The organism is Fibrobacter sp. UWT3, assembly GCF_900230125.1.
Classification (GTDB): domain Bacteria; phylum Fibrobacterota; class Fibrobacteria; order Fibrobacterales; family Fibrobacteraceae; genus Fibrobacter.
Genome location: NZ_OCSS01000003.1, coordinates 622,435 through 640,741 on the forward strand (window position 1 = coordinate 622,435; position 18,307 = coordinate 640,741).

The 18,307-nt window shown below is 56.7% G+C and carries 15 protein-coding genes; all 15 read right to left on the reverse strand.

The features are described 5' to 3' along the window. Positions 1-3: 3 nt before the first annotated feature. The 15 genes from purT to CRO08_RS14300 all read right to left on the reverse strand — a co-directional run bounded on the left by purT (position 4) and on the right by CRO08_RS14300 (position 18,307). Complete coding sequence (gene purT, locus CRO08_RS14230) at positions 4-1,188, reverse strand: formate-dependent phosphoribosylglycinamide formyltransferase (protein ID WP_097036738.1); 1,185 nt, start codon at positions 1,186-1,188, stop codon at positions 4-6. Positions 1,189-1,224: 36 nt separating this feature from the next. After that, the gene (locus tag CRO08_RS17180; protein WP_217990596.1) at positions 1,225-2,346 is read right to left on the reverse strand and encodes a fibrobacter succinogenes major paralogous domain-containing protein; all 1,122 of its coding nucleotides are present in this window, start codon (positions 2,344-2,346) and stop codon (positions 1,225-1,227) included. Between the two features lie 30 nt (positions 2,347-2,376). Next, a complete protein-coding gene (locus CRO08_RS14240; RefSeq protein ID WP_255252401.1) occupies positions 2,377-3,936 on the reverse strand; it encodes a hypothetical protein in 1,560 nt (519 codons plus the stop codon). A 524-nt stretch (positions 3,937-4,460) separates the two neighbouring features. Then, positions 4,461-6,026: a cell division protein FtsZ gene (ftsZ, locus tag CRO08_RS14245; RefSeq protein ID WP_073114770.1), complete on the reverse strand. Its 1,566-nt coding sequence runs from the start codon at positions 6,024-6,026 to the stop codon at positions 4,461-4,463. Between the two features lie 41 nt (positions 6,027-6,067). Beyond that, positions 6,068-7,309: a cell division protein FtsA gene (gene ftsA / locus CRO08_RS14250; protein WP_097036739.1), complete on the reverse strand. Its 1,242-nt coding sequence runs from the start codon at positions 7,307-7,309 to the stop codon at positions 6,068-6,070. Next, entirely contained in the window at positions 7,302-8,144 is an 843-nt protein-coding gene (locus CRO08_RS14255) for a cell division protein FtsQ/DivIB (protein ID WP_255252402.1), read from the reverse strand. Before CRO08_RS14255 ends, ftsA begins: the two co-directional genes overlap by 8 nt. Further along, positions 8,141-9,523: a UDP-N-acetylmuramate--L-alanine ligase gene (gene murC / locus CRO08_RS14260; RefSeq protein WP_072808677.1), complete on the reverse strand. Its 1,383-nt coding sequence runs from the start codon at positions 9,521-9,523 to the stop codon at positions 8,141-8,143. The genes CRO08_RS14255 and murC overlap by 4 nt, the downstream gene beginning before the upstream one ends. Beyond that, positions 9,523-10,593 carry an undecaprenyldiphospho-muramoylpentapeptide beta-N-acetylglucosaminyltransferase gene (gene murG / locus CRO08_RS14265; RefSeq protein WP_097036741.1) on the reverse strand — a complete coding sequence of 357 codons (1,071 nt, stop codon included), beginning with the start codon at positions 10,591-10,593 and terminating at the stop codon, positions 9,523-9,525. The genes murC and murG overlap by 1 nt, the downstream gene beginning before the upstream one ends. Continuing rightward, positions 10,590-11,822: an FtsW/RodA/SpoVE family cell cycle protein gene (locus CRO08_RS14270; protein WP_097036742.1), complete on the reverse strand. Its 1,233-nt coding sequence runs from the start codon at positions 11,820-11,822 to the stop codon at positions 10,590-10,592. Before CRO08_RS14270 ends, murG begins: the two co-directional genes overlap by 4 nt. Positions 11,823-11,852: 30 nt before the next feature. Then, complete coding sequence (gene murF / locus CRO08_RS14275; RefSeq protein WP_097036743.1) at positions 11,853-13,241, reverse strand: UDP-N-acetylmuramoyl-tripeptide--D-alanyl-D-alanine ligase; 1,389 nt, start codon at positions 13,239-13,241, stop codon at positions 11,853-11,855. After that, positions 13,235-14,659: a UDP-N-acetylmuramoyl-L-alanyl-D-glutamate--2,6-diaminopimelate ligase gene (locus CRO08_RS14280; RefSeq protein ID WP_073114775.1), complete on the reverse strand. Its 1,425-nt coding sequence runs from the start codon at positions 14,657-14,659 to the stop codon at positions 13,235-13,237. The genes murF and CRO08_RS14280 overlap by 7 nt, the downstream gene beginning before the upstream one ends. Beyond that, complete coding sequence (locus CRO08_RS14285) at positions 14,659-16,527, reverse strand: penicillin-binding protein (protein WP_255252403.1); 1,869 nt, start codon at positions 16,525-16,527, stop codon at positions 14,659-14,661. The genes CRO08_RS14280 and CRO08_RS14285 overlap by 1 nt, the downstream gene beginning before the upstream one ends. Beyond that, positions 16,520-16,834: a hypothetical protein gene (locus CRO08_RS14290; protein WP_097036744.1), complete on the reverse strand. Its 315-nt coding sequence runs from the start codon at positions 16,832-16,834 to the stop codon at positions 16,520-16,522. Before CRO08_RS14290 ends, CRO08_RS14285 begins: the two co-directional genes overlap by 8 nt. Beyond that, a complete protein-coding gene (gene rsmH, locus CRO08_RS14295) occupies positions 16,831-17,844 on the reverse strand; it encodes a 16S rRNA (cytosine(1402)-N(4))-methyltransferase RsmH (RefSeq protein WP_097036745.1) in 1,014 nt (337 codons plus the stop codon). Before rsmH ends, CRO08_RS14290 begins: the two co-directional genes overlap by 4 nt. Further along, positions 17,831-18,307, reverse strand: coding sequence for a division/cell wall cluster transcriptional repressor MraZ (locus tag CRO08_RS14300; protein ID WP_097036746.1), 477 nt, complete (start codon positions 18,305-18,307; stop codon positions 17,831-17,833). Before CRO08_RS14300 ends, rsmH begins: the two co-directional genes overlap by 14 nt.

The window sequence follows — 18,307 nt, forward strand, 5'->3', positions numbered from 1 at the left end:
TATTTACAGAGTGACCTTCACTTTTTCTCGCATGGCCATGACCTGCGCCTTGGCTTCTTCAACGGAGTCGCGGCGGGCAAGCAACACGCCCAGGCGGCGGTGGCCCTTGAGTTCGGGCTTGCCGAACAGGCGGAGCGCCGTATCCGGTTCGGCGAGCACCTCTTCGAGGCCGCCAAACTTCACGTGATCAGAATTTCCGTCCACGACGATGGCCTTGGATGCACTCGGGCCGTGGAACGCGATGTTCGGGATAGGCAGGCCGAGAATGGCGCGTGCATGCAGCGCAAATTCAGAAAGGTCCTGGCTGATAAGTGTCACCATGCCGGTATCGTGCGGGCGCGGGGAAACTTCGCTGAAGAGCACCTGGTCCTTGCATACGAAAAGTTCCACACCGAAGATGCCGCGGCCACCGAGAGCGTCGGTAATCTTCTTCGCGATGTCCTTCGCCTGTTCCAGGAGTTCCGGCTTCATCGGCTGGGGCTGCCAAGATTCCTGGTAGTCGCCGCCCACCTGATGGTGACCCACCGGTTCAAGAAAGCTGGTTCCGCCCACATGGCGAACCGTAAGCAATGTTATCTCGTAATCGAACGGCACGAAACCTTCCACGATTACGCGGCTGGCATGGCCGGTGCGGCCCTCGTGCTGGGAAATGTCCCACGACTTCTGGATGTCGGCCTCCGTCTTGATGACGCTCTGACCGTGGCCCGAAGAACTCATCACCGGCTTCACCACGCAGGGGATGCCGATTTCCTTGACGGCCTTCTGGAAATCCTCGAAGTTGTCGGCAAAGCGGTACGGGCTCGTCTTGAGGCCCAGTTCCTCAGCGGCAAGGCGGCGGATGCCCTCGCGGTTCATCGTGAGCTTGGTGGCCTTCGCGGTCGGGATGACGTTGAAGCCTTCCTTCTCAAGTTCCACGAGCGTGTCGGTCGCAATCGCTTCGACTTCCGGGACGATGTAGTCGGGCTTCTCCAGTTCAATCACGCGGCGAAGTTCGGCACCGTCGAGCATGTTGATGACGTGGCTACGGTGGGCCACCTGCATACCCGGGGCGTTGGCATAACGGTCCACGGCGATAACCTCGACGCCGAGACGCATCATCTCGATGATGACTTCCTTGCCGAGTTCGCCCGCTCCGCAAAACAGCACCTTCGTGGCGCTAGAACTTAGAGGTGTACCGATTTCTGCCATAAAAAACTCCTTGGTTTAGGAATAATATAAATATAGTTAGTCCTTGAGGCAACGGACTGATAAACTGAAGTTCTCGTCAGCGAAGGTGAGGGTCGCACCGTCCGCTCTCAAGTACCAGTAGTCAGCGGAATGGTTATCATACTCAGTAAACTCAGCGGCTCCCCAGAAGCGGGCTAACCCGCCGACATCGTAGAAAGCGCCACGCATGTAGCCGCCGGCAGGAAGCGCGGTGAACCCGTACGCATCGGTTGCATCGGGCCATCCATCAAAGCCCTTCGCCTGCATGGCATTCGACGATTTGCCCATCACGCTATACAGCGTTCTCCATTCCGTAGAATCCGGGATATGCCAACCTTCCGGGCAAATACCACGCGCAGGAGTCTTTATGGTACATTCTACATCATAGCCACAGCCCTTGGCATTATCCGAAAACACCGCAGCGCTGTCCATGGCATCGGCCCAGGTATAATAACGGCCGTACTTGGCGCAGTATTTAGCGGAGTCGTTGTAGCAACGGCTGCCATCTGTTTCAAAGTTGAGGTTTTCCGCCATCCATGTCTGGGTCCCGATGGTCACCTTCTTGTATATCTGCTTGTCACGAGCATCTATGAAAAAGTTCTCGGCCCCTTCAATGCTCTTGCCGTCTTGACCATCTTTACCATCGTTGCCGTCTTCGCCCTTGTCGCCTTGTTCTCCTTTTTCGCCGTTCAGCACAACGCCGACGGAATCTCCGCCACAGATGACCTTGAAACCGCTGCTATCGGGCAAGGACTCCATTGTGCAAGAAGTACCAGCTTCACCAGTGTCCCCCTTTTCTCCAGATTCGCCCTTGTCGCCTTTGACTCCTTGGTCACCCTTATCGCCTTTCGCACCATCTTCGCCGTCTTTACCGTCACGGCCATCCTTACCATCAGCGCCGTCCTTACCGTTGAACGAAGTCCATTTGCGGTTGATGCAGGCGTACGACGCAGCAGAATCCAGCGCATAAACCATTGTGCCTTCGTTTTCCGTGGTGCACTCGGGCAACTTCTCGCCCTCTTCGACAATCTTCATGCCGGTCTCGTGGACTTCATTCACTTCGGTGACTTCATCGCCGCAGGCCGTGAGGAGCGTGGCTGTTAACGCCACAATTCGGGTTAAAGAGTGTTTCAGGGACATGGGTGCTCCTTTGAAGGGGTTAGCCTCTTTTTAAAACTTCGTATCGACCGGGTTAAAGGTGAACTTTACGCCGGAACGTATCCAGCCATCGTACCCGTCATCACCATTCTCATGCGCGAGGTTTTCGTACTTGCGAAGGCCCCCACCCAGATAAAAACTGAACCAGTTGTTCACCTTCATCTTGTAGAGGGCGTCTATCAGGTACTGGGCCTCTTCCACGCCGGAAGGTGAAGTATCGCCACCGGCGAGCGCCACATTGTAGTCGGTATACATTTCCTTGTCGCCCTGGCGCAGCCATGCAAGCGTGAGTGCTAGCGAGTGCTTGCCATACTGCCAGCCAAAATCGAACCACACGTCGAGAGCGTCGGCTCCGCGGCGGTAGCCTATCGGGTAATCCACAAAGTAGGCATCGGCATAATCGGGGTCGTCCTGCTCGCGGAAGTTGCTGCGGTAGTTGCGGCGGCTCGTGTACTTGAGCAGCGGGAGCCTGCTATTGCCAGCCACGGGGTCGGTGCGCACCACGTCGAACCTCCAGCTGAACTTGCCGTAGAGCGCGGTCGAAAGTTCGTGATAGTAGCCCACGAGGTAGTTGATTACAGAGCGGCTCGTGCCCTTGTCATCGTCCTCGCCCACCGGGCTGTTGATGTCTTCCATGTTTATCTGGCTGTAGAACTTCGCGCCGTTGCTCGTCTTGTAGCCGAGTTCCACGGAGGTCGCCGCCGACGTGTAGCCGGTCGCGTAGTTGTCGTGCCAGTATATGAACGGACTCATGGAGCGGAACTCGGGAGCCTTGCCGCCAATCATGCTCTGCTCGGCGATGTAAATCCAGAACTTTTCGGTTTCGATGCCGAACTTGTGGAACATGAAGGTCTTGATGTTGTCGTCGTAGGTGCGGTTGCGCTGGTTCGCCACCTGGTTGTCGCGCTCGGTGCATTTTTGCGCGTAGGCCTCGGTACCCACGGGCGGGCAGCCGGTCGAATGGTCAATCACGTCGCCGTAGAGCCAGGCGTTGAGCGAACTGAACAGGAAGTCGTAGCGGAACATACCGGCAGCGAATTTCCAGCGCAGGCCGTCGTGGTAGGGAGCACCGCCCACCAGGATATCGTTCCTGGAAACTTTCAGGTCGTCGAGCGCGAACCGCCCGAACTGCACGTAGCCCACGGGGTTTTCCCACACGGCGTAGGCGTTGTTCGGCACGTTTATATCGAGTTCGCTCGGGTCGTACGTAAAATTCTTGTGAAGGTCATCCTGGTACCAGGCCTCGAGATCGCGGCGGAGCGGGGCTTCCAGGAGCACGTGAAAGCTCTTGTAGCCCGCGCGGAAACTGAGGGTGAAGAACGGGTCGAGGTGGTCCTCGTAACTGCGGGCGTTATTGAGCGGAATCTGGAGACCGCGCCAGTTGCCCCCGAACCAGTCGGCAGTATCTACCGCGAAGGTGGGGTCGGTCGGGCCGCCGTTGAGCCCGAAATCGAAATCGGTGCCTATCTGAAAATAGCCGCGTTCGCCCGACTGCGGGGGCGCCGGGTATGCAAAGCACAGGGCAGCCAGGCCAAGTGCGCAGAGGGCTATGGTGCGAACGCGAGCGCTCATGCCTTGTAAAATAGCAAAAAATGGTGCAGTCCTCCCGCCACGGGTCTTTTTTGATGTTTTTCAGGGCGAAGTTGCGGGCAAAACACATAAAAATCGCAAAATTGGGGATTAAAAGCACCCCAAACCGCTCCTTCAATCCCCATTTTCACAAACAAATTAGTCAATTTTTAGAACAAAACAGCAGTAAATAACGCATTTTTTGCGACCAATGGGGATTAAAACGAGAAAAGGCAGCCATTTAATCCCCACTGCAGGGGCTTAACCGACAGCTTGTTCACAAACAAACTAAGAAAATGGGGATTAACAGCCCTCAAAAAGTGGATTTCAATCCCCAATTTCAACGAAATGGCACCCGAAACGTCGAGCGTGCGGCCCTAGAAGAACTTTTTCATCGTTTTACGATGCAAAAGGACTACCCAGGCAGGGAGACCCAGGTAGTCCCTTGTGTGTTGTGGGGATGTGCGCGGAATACGCACACCCTGTGTGTGTGTTATTCTTCTTTCTAGAAGTTCTTCAGAGGCATCTTAGAAGATGTCGCTCAGGGCGTTTCCACGGAGGAAGGCGGGCACGTCGTAATCGACGCCGCTTGCCTTCTTGATGGAACCGGGGTCATCCTGCACCGTCTTGGAGGCAACGGTAGTCGCGAGGGCTTCCTGACGCATGAAGGTCGGGGTCTCGAGCGACTTCGCATCCATCTGCACAGACTTCGCCGGGGCTTCATGAACGCCGTTCATGTCGTCGGTATCGGCGATTTCGGAGAATTCCTGGGTGTCGTGCAGGGAAGCGTTCGGCGTGCCGAGCATGACTTCTTCGGCAGGAGCGGTTGCCGAGAAGCCCGGGGCGGCAAAGCCGACCGGATTTTCAACGGAGGGCATCGGGATCGTGCCGCGCGCGATGGCGGCAAAATTGAATGCCGTCGGGCGCGGGGTCGCCTGCACCGGCTGCGGAGCCACGGGGGCCTGCTGCACCGGGGCGGCAGGAGCAGCGGGTGCTGCCTGCGGGTAGTTGGCGGCAGGGCCACCGATGCTGTTCACGAGGTCGGTCGGACGCGGGGCCGGGGCAACTGCGGGCTGTGCAGCCGGCTGCGTGAAAGCAGCGGGCTGGTTGCCGGTGCCACCGCAACCAGTCGCGATGATGGTGATGCACACCTTCTCGCCAAGTTCCGGGAGGAGGATATCGCCGATGATGATGTTCGGGTCACCCATGTCGCCCACAGCTTCGTAGATGTGGTCCATGGCCTCGCTGTATTCCATCATGGAGAAGTTTTCGCCGTGGGACACGTTCACGAGCACGCCGGTAGCGCCTTCCACGTTCACGTCTTCCAGGAGCGGAGAAGAGAGCGCCATATCGACGGCCTTGAGACCGCGGCCGTCGCCTTCGGCAATGCCAGTACCCATGAGGGCGGAACCGCCGTTGGTCATCACGGTCTTCACGTCGGCAAAGTCAACGTGGATAAGGCCGTGGCGGAACATGATGTCGCAAATGCTGCGCACTGCGTTGCCGAGGATTTCGTCGGTAAGCTTGAACGCACCGTCAAGAGTCATGCTCCTGTCCACGATGTTCATGAGCTTCTTGTTGTCGACGACGATCATGGTATCGACCTTGTCGCGCAGGTCCTTGATGCCCTTGTCGGCATTACGGCCACGCACGGGGCCTTCGTACCTGAACGGCTTGGTCACGACGGCAATCGTGAGGATGCCCATTTCGCGGGCAACCGCACCGACCACGGGAGCGGCACCCGTACCCGTACCACCGCCCATACCGGCAGTGATGAAGATCAGGTCGGCGCCCTTCATGGCTTCCTTCAGGTCGTCGATGTTCTCTTCGGCAGCCTTGCGACCCACATCGGGCTTCGCGCCGGCGCCAAGAGTCTTCGTCGTCTTCTGGCCAATGGCAATCTTGTGGTCAGCGAGGCTCAGTTCGAGTGCCTTCGCGTCGGTATTGACGGCATAGTATTCTACGCCTTCAATATTCATGCCGACCATGCGGTTTACGGTGTTTCCGCCGGCGCCACCTACGCCGAACACCTTCACCTTCGCGTTATTGAGGGTGGTTTCGTCCATCTCGATGTGGGATGTGATTTCACTCATGGTTTATCTCCCTGTGATTGTTTGAGTGTTTGATGTTTTAGTTAAAAGTACGTGCGAACCATGTCCTTGAACCATTGGATTCCCTTCTTTACGGAAACAGTCAACTGCGCGCCCGTATCGTGCTTCTTGTTTACGCTCTGCTGGCGTGCAGCATAGTGCAAGAGGCCGATGCCGGTTGCATAGGACGGCTTATGGAACGCTTCCTGGATACCGCTCGTACCCTTCGGGTAACCGATGCGGACCGGTTTCTTGAATACCTTCTCGGCAATCTCGTCGATTCCCTCGAGAGCGCAGCACCCGCCGGTAAGCACGATGCCACCGTTGATGAGGCCGTCAATCTTGTGGGTCTCGAGATTATCCTTAATAATCTTGAATATTTCTGCCACGCGGGCAGTAATCACCTTAGCAAGGAGTTCGCGGGAGCACTGCACGTCGCCACGATCGCCGACGCCCGGAACCGGGAACGTCTCGTCTTCGAGGAGGTTGTTCAACTTGCAGGTACCGTACTTCTTCTTGATTTCTTCTGCCTTAGAGAGCGATATAGGCACCTTGAGGCACTTGCTGATGTCGCTGGTAATCTTGTTGCCCGCGAGGTCGAGCGAGGCGGTGTAGCGGACAGACTCACCCACGAACACGGCGATATCGGCAGAACCCGCGCCAATATCTACCAGGGCAACGCCCAGTTCCTTTTCGTCGGGAGTAAGCACGGCGTATGCGGCGGCAAGGGGTTCGAGCACGAACTCCACGGTATGCAGCCCCGCGCTGCGCACGCACTTGTCAAGATTCTGGATGGCATTGAGCCTTGAGGTGACCACCTGCACTTCCACGCCCAGGCGACGGCCGTTGAGGCCCTTCGGGTTACGGATGCCCGGCTGGTCGTCGAGCGTGTATTCGCCGGGGAACACGTGGATTATCTGGCCCGCGTTCTCGGGAATGGTGCTCGCCTGATCCTTGACGGTCTCAATATCCTGGCTGCGGACTTCGCCGGTCGGGAGCGTAATGAGGCCCCTATAATTGAATGAGGACACGTGCTTCCCTGCAATGCCCACGTAAACATCGTGGACATCCACGCCCGCTGTCGATTCGAGCGTCTGCGCGGCCTTCTTCAGCGTTTCGACAACGTTGTCGAACTCGTCTGCGTTCTTCAGCGGAAAATCGCCGCATTCAAGCACGCGCACGGAAGATCCATTCGCCACACCGACGAACAGATTGATTTTAGAGGCACCGATGTCCAGACCGAACAACAAGTCCTCTTTCCTTATTTCATTTTTGGGTTCATCCATTGACACACCTCTTATCAAAGTTCCTTACATAGGCAAAGCCAACAAATCGTAAATCCACTTCACCTGCACAACGTATATCTTGCGGGAATCCCGCCTTGACCATATCGTAAAGGGCGAACATGTCGCGGTTCCAGCCCGACTGGGGGTAAAGCACGTGGAAGGCGACATCCCTGAAAAACACCTCGAAGGCAAGGTTCTCTGCGGACCACCCCACCTGCGACACGAGCGAATACTGCCTGGGGTCGAGTTTCTGCATTTCGGCGAGGAACCTGCTTATCGCCTTCACGTTCTCGAGCGAGCCCTGCTCCACTACGGGGAGGCGGAACGCGGTCGACGTAGAAAGCGGAAGCGGGAGGCCCCTCTCGGAATAGACGGTCGCCTTCCCCGCATCGAAATACGACACGACGGGTTTCGATTCCTCGAGCGAGATGGACATCGAAGACGGGAAATGCTTCGTGACCGAAACGGACCGGATGAGCGGGGAGCGCATGAGCATCTTCTCGATAGAATCGGGAACGACTTCCGACATGAGCATGCCCGGTTCCACCTGCGCGTTCTGGATGACGTCTTCCCAGGTGAGCATTCGGTTACCCTCGATATCGATATACTTCAGGTGGCGAAGCTCGAGCGGATTGAAGCGCTGCACATAGAAGCGGTTTTGCCACAGAGCGACACCTGCAGCCACGACGAGGATGCAGAGAATCCAGCCACAACGCTTGAACCAGCGTAAAGCACCCTTGAACCCGCGCTTGATCTTCTCCTTGCGGGCCTGCTTACGCTTGCTCTCGTTATAGCCTATGCGACGGCCTAGAAATGTCGTCCCGGATTCGCTCAAATACATTCCTCCAAGATTCGGGTCCCGAGTTTATAGATGTTGCCTGCACCCATGAGAACGACCACGTCGCCTTCACGGAGTTCTTCCTTGAGGATAGGCAAGATGTTCGCCTGGTCGCCCACGAAGCGCGCATTGCGGTGACCGCGGTCGCTCGCGCTGTTTGCCACGAGCGCGCCGGTAACGCCTTCAATGGGGCGTTCACGTGCGGGGTAAATGTCGGCAACCAAAAGCACGTCGCAGTTCGCGAACGCCATGCCGAAGGCTTCATGCTGGTCGCGGGTACGGCTGAAGAGGTGCGGCTGGAACGCCACCACGATTCGCTTGTCGGGGAACGCCTCGCGGAACCCGAGAAGCGTGGCGGTCGCTTCCGTCGGGTGGTGTGCGTAGTCGTTGAACACCATAACGCCCTTCTTCTCGCCCATGAATTCAAAGCGGCGGGTCACCCCCTGGAATTCGGCGCATGCCTTGCGCGCGATATCGGGAGCAATACCTTCCTCGTTCGCGAGCGCCACGGCGGCAGTCGCGTTGAGCACGTTGTGGCGGCCCGGAATCTGGAGCCTGAATTCGCCGAGGCTCTCGCCATCGTTCAGGATGTCGAATACCGGGTAACCCTTCTCAAAGCGCAGGTTATCGACGCGGTATTTCGCCTGGCGGCTAAAACCGTAGGTAATCACGGGTTTCCTGACGCGCGAAAGGATTGCCTGCACGTTCGGGTCGTCGAGGCACAGAATCGCCTGCCCGTAGAAAGGAATCTTGTTCACGAACTGCACGAACGCATCCTTGATATCCTCGATATTCTCGTAGGTATCGAGATGGTCGGCATCGATGTTCGTGACAATCGCCGAAGAAGGCATCATCGAAAGGAAACTGCGGTCGAACTCGTCGCTTTCGGCAATCAGGTAGTCGCCGCAGCCCACCTTGGCGCCGCTGCCCTTACCCTTCACCACGCCGCCCACGATGATGGTCGGGTCGAGGCCGGCCTCTTCCCAAATCTGGCCCACAATGGACGTAGTCGTCGTCTTGCCGTGCGTACCCGCAATCGAGAGCGTGTACTTGAGGCGCATCAGCTCGCCGAGCATCTCGGCACGGCGAATCACCGGAATGCGGCGATTGCGCGCTTCCACAAGTTCGGGGTTATCGTGCGGAACAGCCGAGGAATAAACGACAAGGTCCGCGTTTTCCACATTTTTCGCCTCATGCTTGGGGGCAATCGCGATCCCGAGCCCCTTCAGGTAATCGATAACCGGGCTCTCGCCCGTATCGGAACCGCTCACCACAAACCCATTGTCGTGAAGCACTTCCGCGATGCCGGACATACCGGCACCACCGATGCCTACAAAGTGCAGTTTACGGACGCGCTTACAATCATTTATCTGCATTATGCGTTTTCCTTTTCCATGATGACTGCCGCAATGCGGTCTGCGGCATCGGGCATCCCGAGGCCCTTCGCCGCGACGGCCATCTTCTCAAGTTTTTCTTCGTCCGAGAGGAGCGAGAGCGTCTTGTTCCACAAGTCGTTCGGGTCACTGTCAAGCTCCACGAGGGCGGCACCCGCCTTCTCGACCACACGGGCATTGTGTTCCTGGTGGTTCGCAGTCGCGTGCGGGAACGGCAACAGGATAGAGGGCTTGCCGAAGGCAAGGATTTCAGCGAGGGCCGATGCGCCCGCACGGCTGATAATCAAGTCCGCATGGCTCATGTAGGAATAGATACCGTCGAGGAACCCGCGAATCGCTACGTTCGGGACTTCCCCGACGCGGCCGCTGATCGCTTCCACGTTCTTCACGCCCACCTGCCACACGACATTCACGTCGCTGCGGGAGGCAATATCCTTGATGCTTTCTTCAATCTTGTTGTTGATGCCTACGGCACCCTGCGAACCGCCCACGATAAACACGGCCTTCTTGCCTTCCGCAAATTCAGCCGGGCGCGGGAGTGCACCCGCATCGGGGAGCTTGCGGACCGGATTGCCGAACACCATACACTTTTCTGCGGGGAAGAACTTCGCCGCATCATCGGAGGTCACAAAAATCGTCTTCGCGTAACGGGAACCGACCTTGTTCGCGATACCCGCAACCGCATTCTGTTCCTGCAGGTACACAGGAATACCAAGCGAGCCTGCCGCAAGCACAATCGGGAGCGACACGTAACCGCCGGTAGCGACAACTACGTCGGGTTTAACCTTCTTGAGCACGCTCTTAGCGCGGACAAGCGACTTGGAAAGTTTGAACGGGAGGGCAAGATTCTTGAGGAACGGGCCACGGTGCAGCGGTTCTGCCGTAATGTACTCGTAAGGCCAGTTCTTTGCCACAAGGCGTTCCTCCATGGAATCCTTACGGCCTGCAAACGTGATGTCTTCGACACCCATCTTCTTTAGGCTCTCGGCAATGGCGACTGCCGGGAAAATGTGGCCACCCGTGCCACCGCATACAAACAGGAACTTTTTCATGTTTCAGCCCTCGTTATGTTAAATCCACCTATGGTGTAGGTATCCGTGTTGATGCCGCCCATATAGGGTTCGGTCAACTTCTTGCCGGTACCCGCCTTCGAAATATTCAAGAGAATCCCGATAAAGAGCCCAGCAACAATAAGGTTCGTACCACCGTAACTGATGAAAGGCAGCGGCTGACCCGTCGTAGGCATCAGGCCCGTACTCACGCACACATGCACCAGGAAATTGAAGAAAAGCGAAACCGTAAGCGCCACCGCCAAGTACTTTCCAAAACGCGTCGTAGAATTCCTCGCAATCTCGAAGCCCTGGTAGAAAAGGATGCTGAAGGCGGCAAGCACGGCCAGCGTACCCACGACACCGAATTCCTCGCCCACCACGCTGTACACCACGTCCTTGTGGGCTTCGGGCAGGTACCCCAGCTTGTGGGCGCTGTTACCGACACCCGTGCCCAGGATTCCGCCGTTACCGAGCGCTTCCAGGGATTGCTGCGTCTGGTACATCTTCTTCTTTACAAGTTCAGTCTGCATCGCAGGGTCACCCGACGCATAGAACGCGCCAAACCTGTCCTTAACATGCTGGTATATGGGTTTATCCTTGCTCCCAGAAATGGCCTTGACAAGTTCCTTCAACATGACCACGACAGTACCTGCACCCGCAGCAATGCCGTAACTCTTGAGCATATGCTTGAAGTTTGCGCCAGCCACCAGGAGCATTATCGTAAAGATTCCAGCAAACATGCCGACCATCGAGAAGTTCGGCTGCAGGGCAAGCAGGATTGCCGCAATCAAGAACGGGATGCCAGGCTGGATAATACTGCACTTGAGCGACTTGATTTCGGTACCGGCATCGGAAAGCTTTGTCGCCACCATCAGGATAAAACCGAACTTGAGGATTTCGGAGGGCTGAATACCCCAAATCCAGCGATTCGCCCCATTGATGGTCGGGCCAACCAGGACTGCGGCAAGCGTCAGGGCGCATCCGACAATAAATACCGGGCGGGCAGCCTTTTTCCAGATGGAGTAATCCACCCGGGATGCAACAAACATGGCGACAAACGCAATCAGGACCTTGCTGCAGTGAGCCTTCAGGTAGAATTCGGGATCCCCGTACTTCTTTATCGCAGCAGGAGCGGACGCAGTATAAACGACAGCAACGCCGAACAGTATCAACAGGATTGTCGATACCAACAGCAGCTTGTTTACGCCTACGGACTGGTTGTTACTCATCGCTATCTAAAGCCTCTTTACCTACAGTTGCTAGTCCTTGGAAACCGGAGAAAGTTTCGTGAGCGCATCCACGACCTGCTCCATGTGCATACCGCGGCTGCCCTTCACCAGCACGACATCGCCTTCCGACACGACATCGCCCAGAAATTCAATCACTTCCTGCACGGAATCGAAGTGGTACGCCTGCGCCATGCCGGCAGCACGCGCTCCCTTCACGAATTCCTGCGCATCCTTGCCTACCGCAAGGAGGAGGTCAAAGTTCATCTCGGGCACGAGGGCGCCGATTTCCTTGTGCAAATCCTTGCTCGCCTTGCCCAGTTCGAGCATGTCGCCGAGCACCGCGATGCGGCTCCCGCGAATATCCATGTGGCCGATGGTCTGGAGCGCCATACGGGTAGAAGACGGGTTCGCATTGTAGCAGTCGGACACAATCTTGAAGCCAGCCGCCTTGCGGATTTCCATACGCATGTTGGTCGCACGGAAGTTCCCGAGGGCACGCGCGATGGTGGTACGCGGCACGCGGAATGCATCGCCCACCGCAATGGCGGCAAGCGCGTTGTAGAGGTTGTGCGTGCCCGGCACGTTCAGCACAAAGTGCGTACGCCCGATGTAGAAATCGGCACAGGCATTCTCGTTCCAGGTAAGCTTTTCGGGTTTGATGATACCGCGCTTCACGCCGAAGGTCACCACGTTCATGTTCCTCGTCTTGCGCACCTTGCAGAGGCGCGGGTCGTCCGCATTCACGATAAGCGTGCCGCCCACCTTCAGGCCTTCCCTGATGGTGATTTTCTCCCTGAAGACTCCGTCCAGGTCACCGAGACGTTCAAGATGCGAGGCGCCAATGTTCGTAATCACCGCCACATCGGGTTCTACCGCCATGGAAAGCGGGCGAATCTCGTCGGGGCCACTCGTGCCCATCTCGACGACGGCCGCCTCGTGGCTATGCTTCAGCTGGAACAGCGTCATCGGGACACCGATATGGTTGTTGAAGTTCCCCTGCGTGGCGTGCGTATTGTATTTCGCCGAAAGAACAGCCTTCACCATTTCCTTCGTGGTGGTCTTGCCGTTACTGCCGGTAATGGCGACCTTCTTCACCTTGAAGATGCGCTGGTAGCCTTTCGCGAGCTTGAGAAGGGCCTTGGTGGTATCGTCCACCGGGGCGTACATCTTGATGGTATTCTCTTCAACGGATTCCTTGTTTACTACGCTCATCAGCGCTCCATCCTTTTCCATTTGAGGAACAAACTTGTGGGCATCGAAACGCGTGCCCTTTATAGGCCAGAACACAACGCCCTTGGCCTTCTCGCGTGAATCCAGGCAAAGATTCACCTTCCTTTTCAGAGTGCGGGCCGGAACGCCGACTGCATCGGTTTCCAGGATTTCCAGCATCTGTTGCACTGTCAAATCAAGTTTCAGCATTCTTCCATCGCCTTCACCGCCTGTTCGCGGTCGTCAAAATGGTGTTTCGTCTTCCCGACAATCTGGTAATCCTCGTGCCCCTTGCCCGCAATCACGAGCCAGTCGCCATCCTTCAGGGCAGCACATGCCTTGCGAATCGCCTCGGCACGGTCGGGGACAACCTCAAACTTTTCCGTCTTCATTCCGGCACGCACGTCCTCGATAATCGCAAGCGGGTCTTCCGTGCGCGGGTTATCGGAGGTGAGCCAGGCCTTGTCGGCAAGGGTTTCCGCAATATGCCCCATAATCGGGCGCTTGGTGCGGTCACGGTCGCCGCCACAGCCGAACACGGTCGAAAGCGTGCCGCGGCAGAGGCTACGTGCCGTATTCAGCACGCGCTCGAGGGCATCGGGCGTGTGGGCGTAATCCACAATCACGTGGCGGCCACCCTTGTTCCAGACCTTCTCGAAACGGCCCGGCACACGCACGCTCGCAATTGCCGCACGCATAGCGAGTTCCTGAATCCCGATGGCATTCGCCCAGGCGAGCACCAGCAATACATTATCCACGTTGAATTCGCCACATAGCGGCGTTTCCAGCTTTTCCTTCGCAATCATCGGGAGCAGCATCTCGAGCCCTTCCTCGGTGCTCTTCACCGCCCCCTCGGGCTTCACATCGGCCTTCGCATTCCCGAGGCGCGATACGGCAACCGCCTTGCGGCCGGCCGCTTTCATCTCGTCAAAAATCTTTTCACCATGCGCATCGTCGATGTTCAGTACCGCAACGCCATCTTCTGCGAGGTACTTCGTGAACAAAAGCTTCTTTGCCTCGAAGTAGTTCTCCATCGTCTTGTGGTAATCGAGATGGTCCTGCGTGAGGTTGCTGAAGAGCGCGCTCCTGAAGCGGATTCCCGCCACGCGCCCCTGCACCAGCGAATGCGAGGAGGCTTCCATCACCAGGTCGGTGCAGCCCGCCGCCACGGCCTTCGCGGCAAAAGCGAACAGGTCCAGAAGCCCGGGCGTCGTAAGCGTCGCCACCACGGAGGTATCGCCAATCTTGTTCTTGATGGTCCCGAGGAGGGCCGTCTTCTTGCCCGAAGACTCGAGCATCGCGTTCATCAGGAAAGCGCTCGTCGTCTTACCGTTCGTACCGGTAACGGCATGGCAGGCCAGTTTCGCGAACGGGTCCTTGTAGAAGATCCTTGCGGCCTCGAGGCGCGCCGCCTTCACGTCGGACACCTGAATCCACCTGGAGGTAAGCCCTTCGGGCGCAGGCAACTCGCTCACCACGGCAACGGCACCCGCGGCAACGGCATTGCGCGCAAATTCCTCGAAACCTTCCGTCGAAAGCGAGAAGAACAAATCACCAGGCTTCGCACGGCGGGAATCGTCGCACAGACCCTTCACAGACAAGTTCTGCATCAATCCTTCCGAAATCATCAGCCTCTCTCCTTGAGCGTCAACTTGCAAATGGTCCCCTTGCGGAGTTCTTCCTCGGGCTTCGGGGACTGCGCCACTACGCGGCCCTTGCCTTCGTATTCCACATTCACGCGTATATTGCCCATAATTTCCATAGCGTCACGGAGCGAAAGCCCGTTCAGGTCCGGCATTCTGGATGCCGAAACGTTCCCGAGCGAAAGCACAATGCCCGCATCGCCCGTTCCGTCCACATTCTGCGACATCACGCGGTTGCCTTCACCCACGAAGGTAACCTTGCAGCCCTTGTCATCGGCAAGTTTCTTGGCGCCATCGACAGTCAGGCCCATAAATTCCACATCGCAGGGGTTCTGCGGTTTGACCTGCGCGAGGTTATGCGAAAGCGGCGATGTTTCCGGATTGTAGTAGATGCCTTCCATAATCCGGCGGAAAATCGGGCCCGCGGTAAGGCCGCCCACGTGCTTGCCCTGCGGGTCATCGACCAGCACCAGGCACACGTAGCGCGTATCTTCCACAGGGGCAAGGCCAATGAACGATGCCACCTGATGGTCGCGGTCATACTTCTGCGTTTCCTGGTTGAACTTTTCTGCCGTACCCGTCTTGCCGCCGAACAGCACATCGGGAATCTTCTTCGAGACCACCTTCTTCGCCGTACCGCTGTTCACCACGCGGTAGAGCATGGAGCGGATTGTCGACGCAGTACTTTCCGAAATCACGCGGCGCACGGGAGTCGGCGCTCTTTTCTCGACAACGCTATCCTGGGCATCGCGCCATTCACGCACAATCATGGGTTCCATCAATACGCCACCATTCGCGACTGCCGCATAAGCCATCGCCATCTGGATAGGCGTCACGGAAACTGCGTGGCCAAAACCCATCGTCTTCAGCGTACGGTCATCGCGCTTGAGTTCGTAGGGTTTGAGCAGGCGGCCATTTTCCTCGCCGGCAAAAAATTCCGACGTCGGCATTCCGAAACCAAAACTGCGCGCCATGTGGTAGAGCTTGTCCGCGCCCACCTCGTCGGCAATCTTTGCAAACACGATGTTCGAGGACTGCACCATCGCCTCGCTCATGTCCATGTCGCCGTAGATATGCGTATCGCAAATCTTTTCCGATTTCGGGTTCCATTTCCAGCACTTGCCTTCGTTCTCGTAAATGCGGGCCGGGTCAACCACCTTGTTCTCGATTGCCGCAGCGGCGGTAATTACCTTGAAGGTAGAACCCGGTTCGTACGACATGGAGACGATATCGTTTTTCGACATGCGGCCAACGCCCTGCGTCTTGGAGTTCGGATCGAACGTCGGGTAGCTCGCCATCGCAAGTATTTCGCCCGTGTACGGCTCCACCACAACCGCGCTCGCGCTCTTCGCGTCAAATTCCTCGACACCGTCCTTAAGTTCCCTCTCGACAATTTCCTGTATATTCTTGTCGATGGTAAGCACGAGACTCATACCGGGTTCGGCCTTCGCCACTTCGCGGGAACGCGTGTAAAGGTCCTTCACCCCGACCCTGAGGCCACTAACGCCCCTCAGCTTTTCGTCAAAGGTAAGTTCAAGGCCCATGCTGCCCTTTCCGTCGTGCCCCACCTTCCCGATGAGCTGGCTCGCAAGCTTACCCTGCAAGAAAAGGCGGCTATAGTTGTTCGCCGAATCGCTGACATTATCCGCGAACACGTTTCCATTACGGTCCAGAATACGGCCACGGTCGGCATGCACGTTTTTCGTGCTGACCACCATGCTCTCAGTCTGCGTCTGGTAAACTTCGCGGTTCACCACCTGGATGTTTATCGTCTGCCACGCAAGGATAGCGATGAGGCTCATCAGGAGCCACTTGATAAAGGCGAGCGGTTCTATCTGGACTTTGTTATTCACCGGCCCCTCCTTCGCCCATGACCTTCACCGGCACGGCATTCAATTCAAGCCCAGCGACCTTGGCAAAGTCCCTCAAGCGTTCCAGCGAAGAATACTGGTTCACCTTGAGTTTCAACTGCAGTATATCGCTCTCCAGGACATTCGTCTCGTTCGAAAGCCTGCTATATTCCTTGTAGAGCGCGTTGATCTTGTTCTGCAAGTATAGCGGAGTCATGATACCGATCACGATAGCGAACGCGGCGAGCACGACGATCAAAGCGATCATCTTGTTCGTCTTCAGTACAGGCATTTTCACAGTTTCGCTCATACCCGTTCGTAAACCCTTAGTTTTGCAGAGCGAGCCCTGCTGTTGTTCGCAATTTCTTCGTTTGTCGGCAAAATCGGCTTGCGATTGACCTTCCTAAGCTTCTGGTGATTGCCACCGCACACGCATACCGGCAGGTTCTCCGGGCAAATGCAAGCGCGTTCGAATTCGGCAGCAGTTTCCTTCACGCAGCGGTCTTCCACGGAATGGTAGCTCATCACCACCAGGCGGCCACCCACCTTGAGGCAATCCACCGCGGCGCGGAGACTGTCCTCGATTTCCTTCAGTTCACCGTTCACTTCCATGCGTACCGCCTGGAATACGCGGGCCAAAAGGCCGTTCACTTCGCGCTTCTTGTCGGGGAATACCGATTCCACAACAGACTTCACGTCCGAGGGCAAAATGGCACGGCCTTCCTTTTTGGCGATAGTCGCCATTTCTACAAGGCGGGTCGCAAGTTTGAACGCACGGTCCATATCCGAATTCTTGCGGAGAGCACCGGCAAGTGTTTCTGCATCGACATTCTTGAGCCATTCCTGCGCAGAGGTTCCTTCACGGCGGTCCATGCGGAGGTCGAGCGGGTTATCGCCCACAAAGGTGAACCCGCGCTTGGAATCGTCGACCTGGTGGCTGCTGATTCCCAAATCGTAAAGGATGCCATCCAGAGTGTTCGGCGCAATCTCGTTCTTCAGTTCGCCAAAGCGCACCGGATGTACAACGAACTTGCACTTCACACCCGCAAGGCGCTTGGTCGCAAACGCAACGGCTTCCTCGTCGCGGTCAAACGCGTGGAGCGTTCCTTCTTCATTTAATTTGTTTGCAATCGCGTAGGAATGCCCACCACCGCCGAGCGTGCAGTCACCATAAGTTCCGTTAGGCCTGATGTTCAATCCATCAAGGCATTCGGCAAGCATCACGGGGTCGTGATAGAACACGCCATCGGTAGCGCCTGCAAGCGCAGCAGAATATTCGTTTGTATGTAAATTAGTTTGTCTGAGGTCAGCGTTTGCCATCAAGACCTCCCGACGAACCGATTAGGCGGAACATCTCGTCGAACGACTTCTGGGCAGCATCGGATTCGATGTTGCTCTTGCTTTCGTATCGTTCGGGGTTCCACAATTCCAGAGAGCGTCCACGACCAGGAGTGTAAACCACTTCTGTCGTGAGACCCGCATATTCCAGCAATTTCTTGGGAATAAGAATGCGGTTCTGGCCATCCATTTCTACTAGGCTGGCATCGAGCTGTTTCCGGAATTCATCGGCTCGAGGGCGATCATAGAACGCATCGAGTTCGGACATGAATTTAGCGTACTCAGGCAGCATGTACAACCGGAGGGTGTGGTCCGAGTCGCGAGCGACTACGAACTCAGTCCCTTCGGAAGCCCACAGCTGGCGACGGAGTTCCCTAGGGAAGGAAGACCTTCCCTTTCCGTCAATCGCCGTCTTGGCGCTGCCTATGAAATAGCCTAAATCCAT

What these genes read in the sequence shown, in the direction of transcription:
- rsmH (WP_097036745.1), bottom strand. Translation starts at nt 17,844, where the DNA reads ATGGCAAACGCTGACCTCAGACAAACTAATTTACATACAAACGAATAT.
- ftsA (WP_097036739.1), bottom strand. Translation starts at nt 7,309, where the DNA reads ATGGATGAACCCAAAAATGAAATAAGGAAAGAGGACTTGTTGTTCGGT.
- CRO08_RS14290 (WP_097036744.1), bottom strand. Translation starts at nt 16,834, where the DNA reads ATGAGCGAAACTGTGAAAATGCCTGTACTGAAGACGAACAAGATGATC.
- CRO08_RS14280 (WP_073114775.1), bottom strand. Translation starts at nt 14,659, where the DNA reads ATGATTTCGGAAGGATTGATGCAGAACTTGTCTGTGAAGGGTCTGTGC.
- murG (WP_097036741.1), bottom strand. Translation starts at nt 10,593, where the DNA reads ATGAAAAAGTTCCTGTTTGTATGCGGTGGCACGGGTGGCCACATTTTC.
- CRO08_RS14300 (WP_097036746.1), bottom strand. Translation starts at nt 18,307, where the DNA reads ATGGATTTAGGCTATTTCATAGGCAGCGCCAAGACGGCGATTGACGGA.
- CRO08_RS14270 (WP_097036742.1), bottom strand. Translation starts at nt 11,822, where the DNA reads ATGAGTAACAACCAGTCCGTAGGCGTAAACAAGCTGCTGTTGGTATCG.
- purT (WP_097036738.1), bottom strand. Translation starts at nt 1,188, where the DNA reads ATGGCAGAAATCGGTACACCTCTAAGTTCTAGCGCCACGAAGGTGCTG.
- murC (WP_072808677.1), bottom strand. Translation starts at nt 9,523, where the DNA reads ATGCAGATAAATGATTGTAAGCGCGTCCGTAAACTGCACTTTGTAGGC.
- ftsZ (WP_073114770.1), bottom strand. Translation starts at nt 6,026, where the DNA reads ATGAGTGAAATCACATCCCACATCGAGATGGACGAAACCACCCTCAAT.
- CRO08_RS14240 (WP_255252401.1), bottom strand. Translation starts at nt 3,936, where the DNA reads ATGAGCGCTCGCGTTCGCACCATAGCCCTCTGCGCACTTGGCCTGGCT.
- CRO08_RS17180 (WP_217990596.1), bottom strand. Translation starts at nt 2,346, where the DNA reads ATGTCCCTGAAACACTCTTTAACCCGAATTGTGGCGTTAACAGCCACG.
- murF (WP_097036743.1), bottom strand. Translation starts at nt 13,241, where the DNA reads ATGCTGAAACTTGATTTGACAGTGCAACAGATGCTGGAAATCCTGGAA.